The following is a 16752-nucleotide window of genomic DNA, read 5'->3' as shown; positions in this document are numbered from 1 at the left end:
TGAACGACATGCCCGAGGTGAAGCACCCGGTGGACGCGACCGCGAGCGGTCCGGGTCTCCTGGCCGGAAAGCGGCTGCTGGTCACGGGGATCCTCACCCCCAACTCGATCGCCTACCACGTCGCGGAGCAGGCCCAGCGCGCCGGTGCCCAGGTGATCGCCACCGCCTTCGGGCGCCTCTCGCTGGTCGAGCGCGTCTGCGCCCGGCTGCCCGAGCCCGTACCCGTGATCGAGCTGGACGTCACCGACACGGCCCACCGGGACCGGCTCGCCGCCGCGGTGGGGGAGCACACGGACGGCCTGGACGGCATCGTGCACTCCGTCGCCCACGGCTCACCCGCCTGCTTCGACGAGGACTTCGCGGCCGCGCCCTGGCCGGACGTGGCGCGTTCGCTGGAGGTGTCGGCGTACTCGCTGGCGTCGCTGACCCACGCCTGCCGGGGCCTGCTCGCCGGGGGCGCCTCGATCGTCGGCCTCGACTTCGACGGGCAGCGCGCCTGGGAGGGCTACAACTGGATGGGCGTGTCGAAGGCGGCGCTGGAGTCGGTCGCGCGCTATCTCGCCCGGCAGCTGGGGCCGGAGCGGATCCGGGTGAACCTGGTCGCCGCCGGGCCGCTGCGGACGGTCGCCGCCACCTCCGTCCCGGGCTTCGACTCGGCCCACTGGGCCGAGCACGCGCCGCTGGGCTGGGACGACCGGGACGTGGCCGCCGTCGCCAGGACCTGCTGCGCCGTCCTGTCGGACTGGATGCCGGTGACCAGCGGCTCCGTCGTGTGGGCGGACGGCGGCTACCACATCGCCGGGCCCTGACACCGGCGCACGACACCGCCGGCGCCGAGCGCCGGCACCCCGCCCGGGCACCCCGCCCGGGCCGCACGGACACGCACGACACGAGGAGCGCGCATGCTCAGCTCAGCCAGCAACAGCCAGGAGAGCCGGGAGGGGCTCCGGGTCGAACGCGTCGACACGCAGGGCCGGGCGACCGGCCTCACGGCGACGGTGCACGAGGCGCACACCCGGGCCGGCGGGCTCCTGCACCGCGCGTTCTCCGTCATGCTCGTCAACGGCCGCGGCGAGGCGCTGCTCCAGCGGCGGGCCGGCACAAAGCGGCGGTTCCCCGGCCTGTGGTCCAACACCTGCTGCGGACACCCCGCCCCGGGTGAGGCTCCGGCCGACGCCGCCCGGGTCCGGCTGGCCGAGGAACTCGGCATCAGGGCGGGTGCCCTGTCCCCGGCGGGCACCTTCGTCTACCGCGCCGAGGACCCGGGCAGCGGCTACGTCGAGCACGAGTACGACCACGTGCTCGTGGGCCGCTTCGAGGGCGACGCCCCGGCCGTCGACCCCGACGAGGCATCGGAGGTCGCCTGGCGAGCGCCGGCCGAGATCCTGCGGGACCTCGACGGGCCGCGCGCGGCCTCGTACACGCCGTGGCTGCGGCAGGTCGTGGACGCGACCTGCCGGCTGCGGAAGGGAAGCGCCTAGATGCCGCCCCGACTGCTCGGCGGGCTGCCCGCACCCGCCCGGGTGCCCGCACTGGCCCATCTCGTGCACGGCACCTCCGAGGAGGCCACCGGTCCCGCCTGGCTGACACCGCGCACCACGCTGGCAGCCGACGTCAAGGGCGCCAAGGTCTACCGCTCGCTCGCCCCGGTGTTCCGCGCACTGGGCTACGGCGACGCCGACCGGGCCCTCGTGTCACCGCTGTTCCACCACCTCTGGGCCGTGGTCTACGAAGCGGACTGGGCCTACGAGGCCCACCAGCTCTCCGGCGCCGAGCGGCCCGACCCGTGGTGGTCGGCGCACTTCCGGACGGTCCTCAAGACCATGGGCCTGCTCGACGCGACCGTCGAGGGGCATCTGGTGCGCCTGGAGGAGTACTTCGCGCTCGAAACCCGACTGCTCGCCTCGGCCGACTCCTTCGACGAGGAGGACCTGGCCCGGGCGGTGAGGCTCCGGTGCTCCGACATCAGGGCCTTCGTCACCGTGGCGGCCGCACTCACGGGCAGGCCGTGGGCGCGTGAACTCGGCGCGCTCACCGGCCCGCTGATGGCGTTCGTCGACCTGGAGGACGACCTCGGGAGCATCCGGGAGGACGCCGCCGCGGGCACCTTCAACACCTACGGCCTGGCCGTGCGGCGCTGGGGCGAAACCGAGGGGAGGCGCCGGCTCGACCGGATGGGCAGCGAGCTGCTGCACGAGACGGCGGCCGGGCTCTCCCGCGTGTCCCCGCGCACCCTCCGGGCCGCACGGGTGCTCCTCGGGCGGCCCGCCTCGGACACCGAGGCACGCCGCCTGAAGCTGGTGGCGCACCGGCCCCGCCGCACCCTCCTCGGCAACCTGCGCAGCAGGCTGCTGCACGGCACCCCCACTCCGTTCGAGCCGTACTGGCGGCTCCTCGACACCCCTGGCGACACCACATGAACGAGCAGCGACCGACCGACCGCCCCGCCTCCTCCGGCACGCCCGCCCCCGCCGCCTTCGACGGGGCCTGGGACCTCGTGGCCGCCTTCCTCGCCTGCCGCGGTGTGGACACCGTGTTCGGGCTCCCCGGAGACGACGTGCTCGTCGTGGGCGCCTTCGAACGCGCGGGCATCCGGCTGGTGTGGTGCCGGGACCAGCGCATGGCCGTGCACATGGCGTCCGGGTACGCCCTGACCTCGGGGCGCATCGGCGTCTGCGTGGTGGGCAAGGGGCCCGCTGTCGCGAACGCGGTCGGGGGGCTGCTGGAGGCGGCCAGCGGATGCAGCCCCGTGCTGCTGCTGGCGGGCGGCACCGCGATCGAGTCCGACGGCGCCCGCGCCTTCCAGGAGGCGCCCCAGCTCGCGCTCGCCGCGCCGGTGACCAAGTGGGCGGGACGGGTCACCCACACCGGCCGGCTGCTGCCCGCGCTGCGCAGAGCCGCCGCGCTCGTCGCGCAGGCGCCCCGGGGGCCGGTCTTCCTGGAGATACCCGACGGCTTCGCTGCGGAGCCGGTCTCCGTGGAGCGGGCCCTGCTGGACGCCGGGCCGCCGGTGCCCGGCCGGTACACGGCACCGGACCTCCCGGCCGAGGTGGCGCGGGCCCGGCGGCCCGTGGTCGTCGCGGGCGGCGGGCTGCGCGCGGAGGGCGCGGCCGAGCGCCTCGCCGAGGCGCTGGGCGCCGCCCTGCTGGTCACGGCGAGCGGCCGGGGCGGCGTGGCCGAGTCCCATCCGCTGTACTGCGGACTCGCCGGCTTGTACGCCCTGCCGCCGGTGCGGGAGCTCCTCGGCGACTGCGACGTCGTGGTGGCGCTGGGGTCCCGGCTGGAGGAGACCGCCACCGAGGGACTGCCCGACGGCGTGCCGGTCTGCCAGGTCAACGTCGAGGCGGGGGAGTTCTCCTACGACCGGCCCGGACCGCTCGTCCTCGGCGAGGCCGCGGCCGCGGCGGAGCAGTGGGCGGCAGCCCTCGCGCACCGGGAGGCCGACGCCGGCTGGCTGTCCCGGATCACGGCCTCCCGCGAGCGCCTGAGGTCCTGGGCCGCCTCACCCGCCCACCCCGAACTGCCCGCGGACCGGGTCCGGGTGAAGTCCGTCGTGCGTGAACTCTCCCGCCTCCTCCAGCCCGGCAGCGTGGTCGTGCACGAGAACGGGCTCATGGACATCTGGTCGTACCTGTACCCGGTCCTGACCCTTCCCGAGGGCGCACGCAGCGTGGTCCCCTCCGAGCAGACCACGCTCGGCTACGGAGCCGCCGCGGCTGCCGGGGCCAAGCTCGCGGCTCCCGGCGCACCCGTCGTGGCGATCGTCGGAGACGGCGCCTTCGACCTCCTGCGGGTCGAACTGCCGACCCTGGTCCGGGAGGGGATCGCCGTCACCTACGTGGTGCTGGACAACGGCGGCTACGGGTGGCTGCAACGGATGGTGGACAACCTCGGCGGCCGGCCGCACCTGTTCGCGGCCGGTGCCCCCGTGCGGCCTGAGCCGGAGCACGGCGTGGCCGCCTGGGTGGTCAACGAGCCCGCGGATACGGCCGGGTCGCTCGCCGCCGCGCTGGCGGCGGCCCGGGAGGGCCGGGTGGCGGTGGTGCGCGTGCCGTGCGCGGCCGACGACTGGCCGCCGGTCGCCGGAGCGGCCTCGGAACCCGAGATCCACGCCAGTCTGCGGCAGGCTCCCGCCGCGAACGCGGGGGGCAGCGGTACCGGAGCGGGACCCGGGGAGCACACATGAGGCGCGAGCGGCCCGCCTCCGGGCTGCGCACCCTCCGGCGACTGGCCTGGGACCGCGACAACGGCCGCCGGCACCTGGTCCTCCTGGGCTGCGCGGCCTCCCTGCTCGCCCCGGTGGTCCCGCTGCTCCAGCCCCTGATCGTGCGGGACATCGTCTCCGGCGCCGAGCAGCAGCGGGCGCTCCTCGCGCCCGTGGTCCTGCTCGCCGCCGTCACCCTCGCCGAGGCCGTGCTCACCGGGGCGCAGGTGTACCTGCTCAAGCGGCTGGCCGAAGGCGTCGTCGTCGACACCCGGCTGGCCCTCGTGCGCCGGCTGCTGCGGCTGCCCATCGTCGAGTACGACCGGCGCCGCCTCGGCGATCTGATCTCCCGGCTCAGCACCGACACCTCGCTGCTGCGCTCCGTGATCAGCAACGGAGTCTTCGACATCGTCTCCGCCGTGCTGCTGGGCATCGGCTCGATCACCGTGCTGGCGCTGATCGACCCGCTGCTCCTGGCCATCACGCTGTCCTCGGTGCTGCTCGCGGCCGTCGCCCTGTGGACGCTCATGGCCTCGCTGCGGGGGATCAGCCGCACCGCCCAGGAGCACGTCGGGCGGATGACGGCCGAGTTCGAGCGGGCCCTCCAAGGGGTGCGCACCATCCGTGTGTTCGACGCCACCGAGCGGGAGTACGAGCGGGTCGCGCGCCGGGCCGGTGACGCCTACCGGGCCGGGCTGAGGCTGTCGCGCCGGGAGGCCGTCGTACAGCCCGCCGTCACCACCGCCATCCAGATCGCCGTGTTCATGGTGCTCCTCGTCGGCGGGTACCGGGTCTCCTCGGGCAGCATGGCCCTCGGCGACCTGGTCGCCTTCCTGCTCTACCTGTTCAGCATCGTGCTCCCCCTCAACCAGGCGACCCGGGCGCTCACCACGGTCCAGGTCGGGCTGGCGGCGGCCGACCGCGCGGGTGAGGTGCTGGAGATCCCGACGGAGCAGGAGCGCGCGGGTGCGGGCCGGGAGGCCGGCGTTCGGGTGCCGGCCGACGGCGGGGGCGAGCCCGCGGTCACCCCGTGCATGGTCGAGTTCCGTGACGTCGGCTTCCGGTACGAGGGGGGTCCGCCCGTGCTCGGCGGAGCGACGTTCACGGTGGCCCGGGGGTCCTGCACGGCCGTCGTGGGCCCCTCCGGAGGCGGCAAGTCGACGGTCCTGGCGCTCATCGCGCGCTTCTACGAGCACGGGTCCGGCACGATCCGGGTGGACGGCAGGGACGTCGGGGAGCTGTCGCACGAAGCGGTGCGGTCGCGTCTGTCGATGGTCGAGCAGGGCGCCCCGGTGTTCGCCGGGTCCCTGCGGGAGAACCTGCGGCTCGGGGCGCCCGGCGCCTCCGACGAGGAACTGCGCTCCGTGCTCGGGGACGTGGAGCTGGGCGAACTGCTCGACCACCCGGACGGCCTGGACCGGGACCTGGGCGACGCGGGCATCGTGCTGTCCGGCGGGCAGCGGCAGCGTCTGGCCTGGGCCAGGGCCCTGCTCCACGACCACGAGCTGCTGCTGCTCGACGAACCCACGTCGAGCCTCGACTCGGAGACCGAGTCCAGGCTCCTGCGGCTCCTGCGGTCCCGCCGGGCCGCCGGACACACCACGGTCATGGTCGCGCACCGTCTCGCGCCCCTCGTGGACTGCGACCGGATCATCGTCCTGGCCGACGGGAGGGTGACGGCCGAAGGCACCCACGCGTCGCTGCTGCGCGACAGCCCGCTCTACCGCGGGCTCGCCGCCCATCAGGGACTCGTGGACGTCGAGGACCTGGCCACACCGGGCCTCACCGGATAGGAAGCCGCACCGCGCGGCACACGCACACGCACACGCACGCGACCGGGCCTGCTCCGCCACTCGACGCGGGGCGAGCCGTGTCGCACGAACATGGGGGAAGCGATGAAACGGACGACGTGGCGGCGCCGACTCGGCCGAACGGCGGTCCTGGCGACCGTATGGGGGCTCGTGGCGAGCGCACTGCCCGCCACGGCGGAGGCCCGGACCGCGGAAGCGACGTCCTCCGGGGGGCCGTCGGTGACGATCCGCTACACCGAGCACGGAGTCCCGCACATCAAGGCGGACGACTACACCGGGCTCGGCCACGGCATCGGCTACGCGGCGGCACAGGACAACCTGTGCCTGCTGGCGGACATCTACCTCACGGTGGGCGCCCGGCGCTCGCTGTACCTGGGGCCCGACGGTCCCGCGGGCGCCTACGGCCCCGCGGGCTCGAACCTCGACAGCGATCTCTTCCACCAGCAGGTCATCGACTCCCAGGTGGTGGAGCACGCCCTGGCCGAGCCCGCCCCGATCGGCCCGCGGGCCGAGGTCAGGGACATCGTGCGCGGGTACGTCACCGGCTACAACCGCTACCTGCGGCAGACCGGGGACGACGGCGTCACCGACCCGGAGTGCCGGGGCGCGGCCTGGCTGCGGCCCATCACCGAGATGGACGTGTACCGCCAGTTCCACGCGCTCGGCATCTCCGGCGGCAGCGGCCGGGCGATCGACGCGATCGTGAACGCCCGGCCGCCCGCACCCGGACAGGCGGGGCGAACGGAGCGGGACGCGCCGCGCGGGGACGCGAAGGCGGCCGTGGCATCGGTGAAGAAGGCCCTGCACGAGACGGAGGGCATGGGCAGCAACGCGTTCGCGGTGGGGGCCGAGCAGTCGCGGAACGGGCGCGGGCTGCTGCTGAACAACCCGCACTTCCCGTGGACCGGCGCCATGCGGCTGTGGGAGGCCCAACTGACGGTACCGGGGCGGATGGACGTCTCCGGCGCGGCACCGCTGGGCATCCCCCTGATCCGCTCCGGCCACACCCGGAACGCGGCCTGGGGCCACACCGTCTCCGCCGCCGTCCCGCTGGGCCTCTACGAGCTCGACCTCGCCTCCGGCGACCCGGGGACCTACCTCGTCGACGGCGTGCCGGAACGGATGACGCGGCGCACGGTGCGGGTCCCGGTGCGCGGTGCCGGTGGTGCCGCCACCACCGTGCAGCGGACCCTGTACTCCAGCCGGTACGGCCCGGTACTGGGCGCCGCGTTCGGGCTGCCCACGGAGTGGACCGCGAAGACGGCGTACGCCCTGCGGGACGCCAACGAGGGCAATCTGCGCGGACTGAACACCTGGTTCGACCTGAACCGCGCGCAGAGCACCGAGGACGTCCAGGACGCCCTCGTCCGCACCCAGGGCATGCCCTGGGTGAACACGGTGGCGGCCGACAGGGCCGGCCGGACGCTGTTCTCGGGCGTCCATGCGGTCCCGCACATCACCGACGAACTGGCGGAGCGCTGCAGCACCCCGCTCGGCGCATCGATCTTCCCGGGCACCGGGCTCGCGGTCCTGGACGGTTCCAGGACCGACTGCGCCTGGGGCAGCAGCGCCGACGCGGTGGTGCCGGGACTGCTCGGACCGGGTGAGCTGCCCGTGCTGCGCCGCGGGGACTACGTGGCGAACTCCAACGACAGCGCGTGGCTGACCCACCCCGACCGGCCGCTGACCGGCTTCCCGCGGATCGTCGGCAGCACCGGCACGGAGCGCACCCCGCGTACCCGGATGAGCCTCACCGCGCTCCGGGAGCGGATGGCCGGGACGGACGGGCTGCCCGGGCGCGGCTTCAGCCGGCAGACCATGCAGGACCTCCTCTTCGCCAACCGGAGCAAGATCGCGGAACTTGCCGCGGACGACACCGCGCGGATGTGCGCCGCCCTGCCCGGCGGCCGGGCTCCGACGTCCGGCGGAGACCCCGTCGACGCCGGGCCCGCCTGCCGTGCGCTGTCGAACTGGGACGAGCGCTTCCTGACGACCAGCCGGGGAGCACTCCTGTTCACCCGGTTCTGGACGAAGCTGGCGGAGCGCGGCGGACCGTCCTGGCGCACCCCGTTCGACCCGGCCGACCCGGTGAACACCCCGCGGGACCTGGACACCGGCGACCCCGACGTGCCCACGGCCTTCGGCGATGCCGTCGAGGAGCTGAACCGGCTCGGCATCGCCCCGGACGCGCCCCTTGGCGAGCACCAGTACGTGGTCCGGGGCGGCAGGAAGCTGCCGACCCACGGCGGACCGTCGCTGCTCGGCCCGATCAACGTCCAGATCCACGCCTGGGACGCGGCCAAGGGCTACGGGAAGGTCGTGTACGGTCCCAGCTTCGTGCAGGTCGTCTCCTTCACCGACGGCGCATGCCCCGACGTCGTGCGGCTGCTCGCCTCTTCGCAGTCCGGCGACCGGACCTCGCCGTACTACGCGGACCAGACCGAGCTGTACGCCGAGGGGCGCATGGTCAAGGGCCGGTTCTGCGAGAGCGAGATCGAGGCGTCCCCGCAACTGCGCACCGTGGAGCTGCGGATGCCCTGACCCCGGTCGGTGGGGTCCGCCTCGGCGGGCCCCACCGATGCGCCCGGGGGCGGCACCCCCGGGCGTCCGGGCGACCGCCGTCACGATCCGCGGCCCAGGCGCTGCGGCGCCAGGTAGGCCCAGTTCCACACGAGTTCGACCGGTCCCCTGCTGAACCTCCGCAACCACAGCGGCGCCAGCACCAGGAACGAGGAGACGATCGCCGCCCAGGCGAGCACCGGCCACCACGGCCGCGCCCAGTCCAGCTCCGCGGCCAGCCCCAGCCCCCAGCCGTAGCAGAGCGCCGAGGCCGCCAGGTTCTGGAACACGTAGCAGGACAGGGCGCTGCGGCCGACCGCCGTCACCCCGCGCCTGAGCAGGCCGTGCTCGCCGGTCGCCCGGTGCGCCAGCGTGGTGACCAGCCCCAGCAGGCCGAAGGCGACCAGCGGCGGCAGCAGATAGCGGTCCACGAGGAACCAGCCCGGGCCGGCGAAGGCGGTCACCAGGTTCAGCGGCGCCCCGACACCCAGCCCGACGACCATCAGCCGGCCCCGGATCCGGGCCCCGCGCTCGCTCTTCTCGAAGACGCCGGCCCGCAGGAGGCGTGAGCCGAGGAGGAAGAGCACGACGCCCATCGGGATCACGAAGACCGCTTCGATGCGGTAGAGGAGGAAGCGGCTCAGCCGCAGCCCCACCTGGTCCGCGTAGGAGCCCACCGCGTAGACGTCCGGATGCCCGAGCGTGGCGTCGGACCCGGTCCCCGTGGCGACCAGGGCGGCCGTGAGGGCGCCGACCAGGACCAGGTGGAGCGCGCCCATGGCGATGATCCAGGCGCGCACGCAGCGGTCGCTGCGGCCGACCAGCCAGACGACGATCAGGGAGGTGAACGCATAGCCGATGAGGGCGTCGAACTCGAAGACGAGCACGAAGTGGAGTGCCCCTTCGAGGAACAGCAGCGCCGTCCGCCACAGGTACCAGCCGGGCCAGGGCCTTCCCCGGCGCCGGGCGGACCGGTACTGCAACTCCAGCCCGACACCGAACAGGATGGTGAGCAGCGCCAGGAACTTGCCGTTGGCCAGCCAGCGCAGCACGACCTCCACGGCACCGCCCGCGCTGTCGGCCTCGGGTAACCGGAAGAAGATGCTCGGCGGGCCCAGCGGGTGGGTGAACAGCCAGATGTTGGTGCCGAGCGTGCCGATGATCGCGACGCCCCGGAGGATGTCCAGGACGTCGATGCGCCGGCCCGCGGCCCCGGACTGCGGCGCGGGCGGGCCCGTCTCCTGCGCGGGCGGGGCGGGGGCGTGCCTGCTGGTCGGGTTCATGGCCACAGCGTCGCCGGAGGCAGGCCGCGGTGTCGTCGTCGGTTGGAAGGGGCGCACGTCATCACTTCGAGGAGGCGCACGACCGCGTCCTCCGACCTTCGGAGGAGATGCTTTCGGGGCGGTCGCTTCCGTCCCGAATGTCCCCACCACCTGTGCTTTCATGACCAGATGCTGGAACTCGGGGGTTTACGGAAGCGATCCTTTCGCTTCCACCGGAAGGACGTCCTGCCGGCCGTGGGGCTGTTCGTGCTGGGCTCGGTGCTCTACGCGGCCGGGTGGTACCCCTTCTTCCGAGAGGTGCACACGCTCGCGCCCTGGCAGGTCCCCCTCGCCTGGCGGCTGATCCCGCTCTCCGGTGCCTGCCTCGCCGTTCTGGTGCGCAGGACCCTGCCGATGTACGCCCTGGGCGCCGGCCTGTTCTTCGCCACGATCGACGTGCTGATGGGCTTCAGCATCTCCATGCTCCTGGTGGTGTCGGAGCTGCTCTACAGTGCCACCCTCCACGCCTCCCGGCGTGCCAGCCGCCTGCTGATCTACACCGTCATCGCGCTGATGGTCGCGATCACGACGGTGCTCTTCACGGTCACGGGCGACTGGCAGGTCGCCGTCCTGCTGATCATGCTGATGATCACCATCCTGTTCGTGCCGGTGTGGTGGGCCATGACCGTGCGCCAGGAGCGGGACACGGCGGAGGCGGAGCGGTTGCGTGCCGAGCAGCAGGCCCGGATCGCCGAACTCGACCGCCGCACGGCCGTGGCCGAGGAGCGGGCCCGGATGGCCAGGGAGCTGCACGACGTGATCGCCGGTCACCTGTCCGCCATAGCCATCCAGTCGGGCGCGGCGGGTTCCCTGCGCGAGGACCGGGCGGCCGTCGACGACGTCCTGCGCACCATCAGGCAGATCAGCGTCGACGCCCTCAGGGAGATGCGCGCCATGATCGAACTGCTCCGCGGCCAGAACGGGGACGGCGAGCAGGTCTCCTACACCGCCCCCGCCCGGCTGGCCGAACTCGACCTCCTGCTCGACTCGGCACGCGCCGCCGGGCTGGACGTCGCCGTGACCGGGGGCGCCCCGGGAGCCGCGGAGACCGCGGGGCCGGGCCGTCCCGGAGCCGCCGACGGGAGTGAGGACCCCCCGCGCCCCGGCACCGGGGCCGAGGACGGCGCCCCCGTGACCGTCCGCCTGCCCGCCGGGCTGCCGGCCTCCGTCGACCTGGCGGCCTACCGGATCGTCCAGGAGGCGCTGACCAACGCCGTCAAGCACGCCACCGGAGGGCGCGCCTGGGTCACGGTGTGCCCCGAGGGCGGCGACCTCCACGTCGAGGTCCTCAACGAGCTGACCGGAGGCCAGGCATCCGCCCTGCCCGGCGCCGGTATCGGCCTGCTCAACATGCGCGAGCGGGCGGCCGCCATCGGGGGGACGGTCTCGGCACGACCGGTCGGCAACCGCTGGCGGGTCCACGCGGTACTCCCGCTGGGAGAGGAGAGGGAGCATGAGTATTAGGGTTCTCGTCGCCGACGACCACGCCGCGGTGCGGGCCGGGCTGGTGCTCGTACTGGACCGGGCGGAGGACATCGAGGTGGTCGGCGAGGCCACGGACGGCGGCAGCGCGGTGAGACTGGCGCGGCGGCTCCGGCCCGACGTGGTGCTGATGGACATCCGCATGCCCGGCGGCGGCATCGAGGCCACCCGGGTCCTCGCCGAGGAGGGCGTCTGCCAGGTCCTCATCCTGACGACCTTCGACCTGGACGAGTACGTCTACGCCGCCCTGCGCGCCGGGGCCGCGGGCTTCCTGATCAAGTCCGTCGAGGCGCTGCAGCTGGTGGAGGCGGTCCGGCTGGTGGCGCAGGGGGACGGTGTCCTCGCGCCCCAGGTGACCCGGCGGGTGATCTCGCAGTTCGCCGGTACCCCCACCGCCGTGGAGCCCCGGCCGCAGGTCCCGCCCAAGGGGCTGGAGCAGCTCACCGAGCGCGAGCGGGACGTCTTCGACTGCCTGGGCGAGGGCCTGTCCAACCAGCAGATCGCCAAACGGCTCTACATCAGCGAGACCACCGTGAAGTCCCACGTCTCGCACATCCTGGCCAAGCTGGGCCTGCGCTCCCGCGTCCAGGCCGCCATCCTCGTCCAGGAGCGCGGCCACGGCGGCGGCCGTCCCGCACCCTAGTGCCGCGGCCCGCCGAGGCCCGGGCCCGGTGAGCCCGGACCCGGCAGGGTGGTGCGGTGCGCGGCCGCCCGGCATGGCGGCGGCGCACCGCACCGCACCTCAGGAAGCGTCGCGGACCGTGCCCTCCAGCGGCGGGCCGATCGGGCCGCCCTCCTCGTCCACCGGCTGGATCCGGACGTACTCGGCCGGCTCCTTCAACGGGTCGCGGACGGTCGGGACGGTCAGGTCCACGGAGCGCTCACCCGCCGGGACCCACGTCCACAGCGTCCGGTAGTCCAGCCGTGAGAGCGGGACCGCCGGGTCGGGGAGCTCGTCCACGAAGTTCAGCAGCCACTCCTTGCCGACGTCCGCCGTGGACAGCTCGGGCCGCCCCTCCGGCACCGGGACCAGCTCGGCCGGGGCGGGGATCTCGATGTCCGCGGGCTCGGAGAGGGAGACGCGCCAGGTCAGCGGCTGGCCCTCGGCCACGTCGGCGGCCACCGGCGCGACGCTCACCGTCGGCATCGGGTCGTCGTTCTCGGCCGTCACACCGCCGGAGTCGGCCCCGACGACGGTGCCCCGCACCGCCTTGACCAGGATGTCGTGCGTCGTGTCCCAGCCGTAGCGCCGGTTGCCGCGCACCGGCACCGAGACGTCGATCCCCGCGGTGCCCGGGCCCACCCGGACCAGGCGGGCCCTCGTCCTCCCGGTGTCCGGGTCGACCACGTACAGCCGGACCGTGCCGGCCCCCTTGCCGGTGGTGCGTACCGGCACCCGGTAGGTGCGGACCCCGGAGTCGCCCTCCTTGACGGTGAGGCGGCCGAGGTCGACGCGGGTCAGCGGCGCGGGCCGCACCGCCGGGGTGCCCGGGCTCCAGGCCCAGGCGTCCATCAGCCACGCCTTCCCGGAGCGGCTGCGCGGCACCAGCTCCAGGGAGGCGACGCGCCGCAGGTCCAGCCGGGCCTTCGCGGCCTTCGCGAGCGGGACCCGCAGCTCCTGCGCCCAGTAGGAGGCGGTGCGGTCGCTGCCGGGCAGCCCGTCGACGCGGATCCGCCCGAGGTCCGCCCGCCCGCCCGCCGCGTCCCTGAGGACCACGTCGAACCGCGTCCCGGTGGTGTTCGGCGGCACGAACAGGCGCAGGGCGAGGCTTCGCGCGCCCCGCAGGGAGACCGGCGTGCCGGGGGTCATCCGGGCGGGTGCCCCGGGCTTGGACCAGCTGAGCGCCACGGCCCGGCGTCCGGCCTCTTGCTCCGGCCGCCAGAAGGCGAAGTGCGGGGAGGAGCCCACCGCGTTCCCGCCCAGACAGGCGCCGCGCCCGGGGGAGACGGCGTCGCAGAGCCGGGCGCCGGTCACCGTGAGCCGCCCGTCGGGCAGGAGGGCCGCGCCGCGGTTTCCGCCGACGGCGTGGGTGAGCACCCGCGCCGGGTCGGCGGAGGGGGCACGGCGGCCGGTGCCGTCGACCAGTTCGCGCACCCGGTCGTCACCGGCCACGAACAGCCGGGCCGCGGCGGCGATGTAGGTGGCGCCCGCGCGGTGCTGCTGGCCGGCGGTGAGGCGGGTGGGCGCACCCGGCGAGCAGACGGGGTCGCGCTGCTCGGGATCGTCCCAGAAGTCGTCCACGGCCGGGGCCTTGGCCTGGCCCGGGGTCCATTCGGTGTTGAAGAAGTTGTGGTTGGCGCCGGTGATGTGGACCGCGCTGTGCAGGGCCTTGCCGCGGCTCACACCGCGGGTGCCGTCGGCGTACACCTGGCCCTGGAGGTCGGCGACGTCGCCGTCGCAGCCCGGCAGGAGGGTCAGCGACGGCACGTCGGGCACCGGGTTCTGGCCGAAGAGGGTGGGCCCGATCAGGACGGTGCCGCGGATCGTCCAGCGGGCCCTGCCGCGGGCGCCGTCCTCGGCCCGCGGCGGCGGGTAGAGGGTGTCCATGGCTGCCCGGTTGACTCCCTCGCCGCCGCGCGAGTGCCCGACGAGGAGGACCTTCGACAGATCGGCCCGCGGGCCCTTGCGCACGGCCGCGGGCGCGGTGGCGGGCGCGGCGGCCCAGGCGGCCCAGCGCGCGAGGTGGGAACGGACCAGGGAGGAGCGCGCCTGGGCGCCGCCGTCCTCGGCGGCCCAGTCCTGGCTGTTGATGCCGTTCGCGGCGACGGAGACCGTGACGTAGCCCTGGGAGGCGAGCAGCTTCTGGTCGCGGAGGTAGCCGCGGTGGCTGGGGATCGGCCGGGCGCCCTTGGCGCAGGGCCAGTCGACGGTCACCTCCTCCTCGCCCTTGCCGGGCACGTAGCAGGTGGCGTGGCGGCCGTGCAGGAAGAGGGCGAGCGGCCGCCTGCCGGGCGCCCCCTTCGGGGCGACGACCACGCCGCGCATCTCCACCGGTGCGTCGAGGCCGGGCAGGCGGAGCGGGGCGAGGGCGTACTCGCCGGTGGTCGTGGCGTAGCGGCCCGGCCTGCCGGGGTCCACCGTCCCGGCGGGGAGGCGGGCGGGCAGGGCGGGGGCGGCCGGCCCGGCGGACCGCCGGTCGCGGGCCTCCGGCTCCCCCGCGGCGTCCAGCCGCCGACCCGAGGCCACCACCCGGAGGTCGGCGAGATCGGCGGGCGCGGTGGTCGCGGCCTCGGCCAGGGGCAGGCGGAAGGTCAGTCCGTCCTGCCCCGGCTCCGGCACGCCGACGAGCGCGCCGTTCGCGTGGAACTCGACGCGGGCGTCCCCGGCCGGGACCGGTCGCGGGGAGCGCCACTCCAGGGCGCTGTCGCCGTTGTCGGCGGTGGTGATCCGCCAGCCGGGCGGAAGCTCCTCCGTGCCGGTGGTGCCGGACTCCGGCGCGGTGGGGGCGGACCGGGTGCCTGGCGGCTGCGGTGCGGCGTGCGCGGCCGGTGCCACCCCCGCCGCCACGGCGAGCACCGCTACCGCGGTGGCCCATGTCCTTCGGGCGCGTATCAACGTTTCTCCTCAACCCCGTTTCACGGGCGCCCGGTTGATCCCGCGCGCCCTCTCGATCCCGGAGGACGGGGCGCGGGGCGCGGGGGTTGCCCGGCCGCCGGTGATCGGCCGGTGCGCGCCCTGCCGGCGTGGCGTGAAGGTGCCGTACCGGGAGGACGCCGGGGGCGGCGGGGCGGACGCCGGGGAGGAGGCTGCGGGCGTCGGGCGCTCCCCTCCCGCGGCGTCCCCGACGTGGTGGGAGGGGTGCGGCCGGGCCGCGGGCCCGGGGCGGGGAGCCCCGGACCCGCGGCCCGTGACGGCGTGGTCCGCGAGGGGACGCCCGGCGGTGTCAGCAGTAGAGGTTGCCGCCCGCCGGGACGCCGAGGACCTGCGTGAACTGCTGGTACGTGGTCACCCGGCTCTGGACCTGCGCCGGGTTCCCGCCGTCGCACTCCAGGGCGCCGTTGATGGAGCGGATCGTCTGGCCGAAGCCCGCCCCGGTCACCATGGCCGTGTGGCCGCTCATCGTGCCGGGCCCGGACTGGGTGTTCCAGTACCACAGGCCGGTCTTCCAGGCGACGGCCGACTCGTTCTGGACGCGCCAGGGGTTGTTCAGCAGGTCGATGCCGAGGGCGTCGCCGGCCGCCTTGTAGTTGAAGTTCCAGCTGAGCTGGATCGGCCCGCGGCCGTAGTAGGCGGCCTGGCCGGCCGGGCAGCCGTACGGCTGGCCCCAGTCGCAGTAGTGCGGGTAGTTGGCCGTGTTCTGCTCGACGATGTGGACGAGCCCGCCCGTCTCGTGGCTGACGTTGGCGAGGAAGGCCGCGGCCTCCTGCTTCCTGACCGTGTCGCCGCCGGTGTTGGCGAAGCCCGGGTATGCGGCGAGGGCGGCGGTCAGGCCGCTGTAGGTGTAGAAGGAGTTCCTGTTCGGGAACATCCGGTTGAACTGGGCCTCGCTGACCACGAAGCCGGACGGGTCCGGGTTCCCGCCGCCGCCACCGCAGTCGTACGGGTCCCAGTACCAGGTGCTGATCGTCGGCGAGTAGCCCGGGTTGTCGTGTTCGGCGATGTAGTAGGAGCCGTTGTACCTGACAACGTTGCCAGCGGTGTACCAGGTGCCCTGCCGCCATTCGGGGGCGGTGTCGCAGGGGGAGGCGGCGGACGCTGAGGGGGTCAGGGCCACGGCGAGACCGGCGGCCATCAGGACCGCCGTCAGCAGGGCCATGAGGCGTGTGCGCAGCACTCGATCACTCCTTCGAGGCGCAACAGCCGTGCCCGGCGGGGAAGTTGGGCCGGGCCGACTGAGTGGGGGGCAGTTCCCACACTCAAGCGTGATTGACGTGATCGAGTCAAGGTATAGACCAATATGACTTCGGAGTAAGCTCCGCTCGGCGGTCGGTGCCCCCTTGGCCCTGCGAACCCGGCGCCCCGCGTCCCGGCGGGAAGGGTCCGCCGCCGAGCGCCCGGGGGCCGGCAGGGGAGGAGCCGGGGAGCGCGGGTCGCGATCAGGGCCGGGCGGGAGCACCCTGGAAGGGTCGATTGCGGAGGTGGTCCCCATGCAGACACTCGTCGGATGGCACGTGGAGATGGAGTTCCGCGAGGACGGCGACCGGACCAGGGCCGCCGCCATGGTGCGCCTCGGGGACGGCTCGGAGATCCGCGGCCACGGCAACGCCAACCGCCACCACAGTGATCAGCCGCAGCTCATGGTGGGCGAGGAGATCGCTGGGGCCCGGGCGCTGATGGACCTCGCGTCCCAGCTGCTGGAGCGGGCCCACACGCAGATCGACGAGGCGTCCGGCAGGACCTCGCGCCCGATCCGCTGAGTCGCTCCACGCCGAG

At 74.5% G+C, this 16752-nt stretch carries 12 protein-coding genes; 9 read left to right on the top strand and 3 right to left on the bottom strand.

The features are described from left to right. Positions 1-8 precede the first annotated feature (8 nt). From fabI to NPS70_RS25880, 6 genes are all read left to right on the top strand, one after another. Positions 9-809 (top strand): enoyl-ACP reductase FabI, encoded by an 801-nt coding sequence (gene fabI, locus NPS70_RS25905; RefSeq protein WP_256526871.1) that lies wholly within the window; start codon positions 9-11, stop codon positions 807-809. Positions 810-902: 93 nt separating this feature from the next. Beyond that, positions 903-1481, top strand: a complete 579-nt coding sequence (idi, locus tag NPS70_RS25900) for an isopentenyl-diphosphate Delta-isomerase (RefSeq protein WP_256526840.1) — start codon at positions 903-905, stop codon at positions 1479-1481. Then, positions 1482-2420 carry a hypothetical protein gene (locus NPS70_RS25895; RefSeq protein ID WP_256526839.1) on the top strand — a complete coding sequence of 313 codons (939 nt, stop codon included), beginning with the start codon at positions 1482-1484 and terminating at the stop codon, positions 2418-2420. Then, positions 2417-4186 carry a thiamine pyrophosphate-binding protein gene (locus tag NPS70_RS25890; protein ID WP_256526838.1) on the top strand — a complete coding sequence of 590 codons (1770 nt, stop codon included), beginning with the start codon at positions 2417-2419 and terminating at the stop codon, positions 4184-4186. Before NPS70_RS25895 ends, NPS70_RS25890 begins: the two co-directional genes overlap by 4 nt. Beyond that, a complete protein-coding gene (locus NPS70_RS25885; RefSeq protein WP_305886360.1) occupies positions 4183-5997 on the top strand; it encodes an ABC transporter ATP-binding protein in 1815 nt (604 codons plus the stop codon). The genes NPS70_RS25890 and NPS70_RS25885 overlap by 4 nt, the downstream gene beginning before the upstream one ends. 102 nt (positions 5998-6099) lie before the next feature. Next, the gene (locus NPS70_RS25880; RefSeq protein ID WP_256526837.1) at positions 6100-8556 is read left to right on the top strand and encodes a penicillin acylase family protein; all 2457 of its coding nucleotides are present in this window, start codon (positions 6100-6102) and stop codon (positions 8554-8556) included. A gap of 80 nt (positions 8557-8636) precedes the next feature. On the opposite strand, the gene NPS70_RS25875 is transcribed toward NPS70_RS25880, so the two are convergent. Next, on the bottom strand, positions 8637-9857 hold the full coding sequence (locus tag NPS70_RS25875) for a DUF418 domain-containing protein (protein WP_256526836.1): 1221 nt from the start codon (positions 9855-9857) through the stop codon (positions 8637-8639). Positions 9858-10091: 234 nt separating this feature from the next. Here NPS70_RS25875 and NPS70_RS25870 point away from each other — a divergent pair, with 234 nt between their 5' ends. After that, positions 10092-11360, top strand: a complete 1269-nt coding sequence (locus NPS70_RS25870) for a histidine kinase (RefSeq protein WP_256526835.1) — start codon at positions 10092-10094, stop codon at positions 11358-11360. Then, entirely contained in the window at positions 11350-12021 is a 672-nt protein-coding gene (locus tag NPS70_RS25865) for a response regulator transcription factor (RefSeq protein WP_256526834.1), read from the top strand. The genes NPS70_RS25870 and NPS70_RS25865 overlap by 11 nt, the downstream gene beginning before the upstream one ends. A 99-nt stretch (positions 12022-12120) precedes the next feature. Here the strand turns inward: NPS70_RS25865 and NPS70_RS25860 are convergent, their stop codons facing one another. Both NPS70_RS25860 and NPS70_RS25855 read right to left on the bottom strand, forming a co-directional pair. Further along, entirely contained in the window at positions 12121-14934 is a 2814-nt protein-coding gene (locus tag NPS70_RS25860; RefSeq protein ID WP_256526833.1) for a hypothetical protein, read from the bottom strand. Between the two features lie 328 nt (positions 14935-15262). Then, positions 15263-16135: a glycoside hydrolase family 19 protein gene (locus NPS70_RS25855; protein WP_256526869.1), complete on the bottom strand. Its 873-nt coding sequence runs from the start codon at positions 16133-16135 to the stop codon at positions 15263-15265. A gap of 331 nt (positions 16136-16466) precedes the next feature. On the opposite strand from NPS70_RS25855, the gene NPS70_RS25850 reads away from it, so the two are divergent. Continuing rightward, the gene (locus tag NPS70_RS25850) at positions 16467-16736 is read left to right on the top strand and encodes a DUF1876 domain-containing protein (protein ID WP_256526832.1); all 270 of its coding nucleotides are present in this window, start codon (positions 16467-16469) and stop codon (positions 16734-16736) included. The last annotated feature ends 16 nt before the right edge of the window (positions 16737-16752 follow it).

The sequence above is a fragment of the Streptomyces sp. C10-9-1 genome, from assembly GCF_024497955.1.
Taxonomy (GTDB): domain Bacteria; phylum Actinomycetota; class Actinomycetes; order Streptomycetales; family Streptomycetaceae; genus Streptomyces; species Streptomyces sanyensis.
This window is presented reverse-complemented; position numbering and strand designations above follow the sequence as displayed.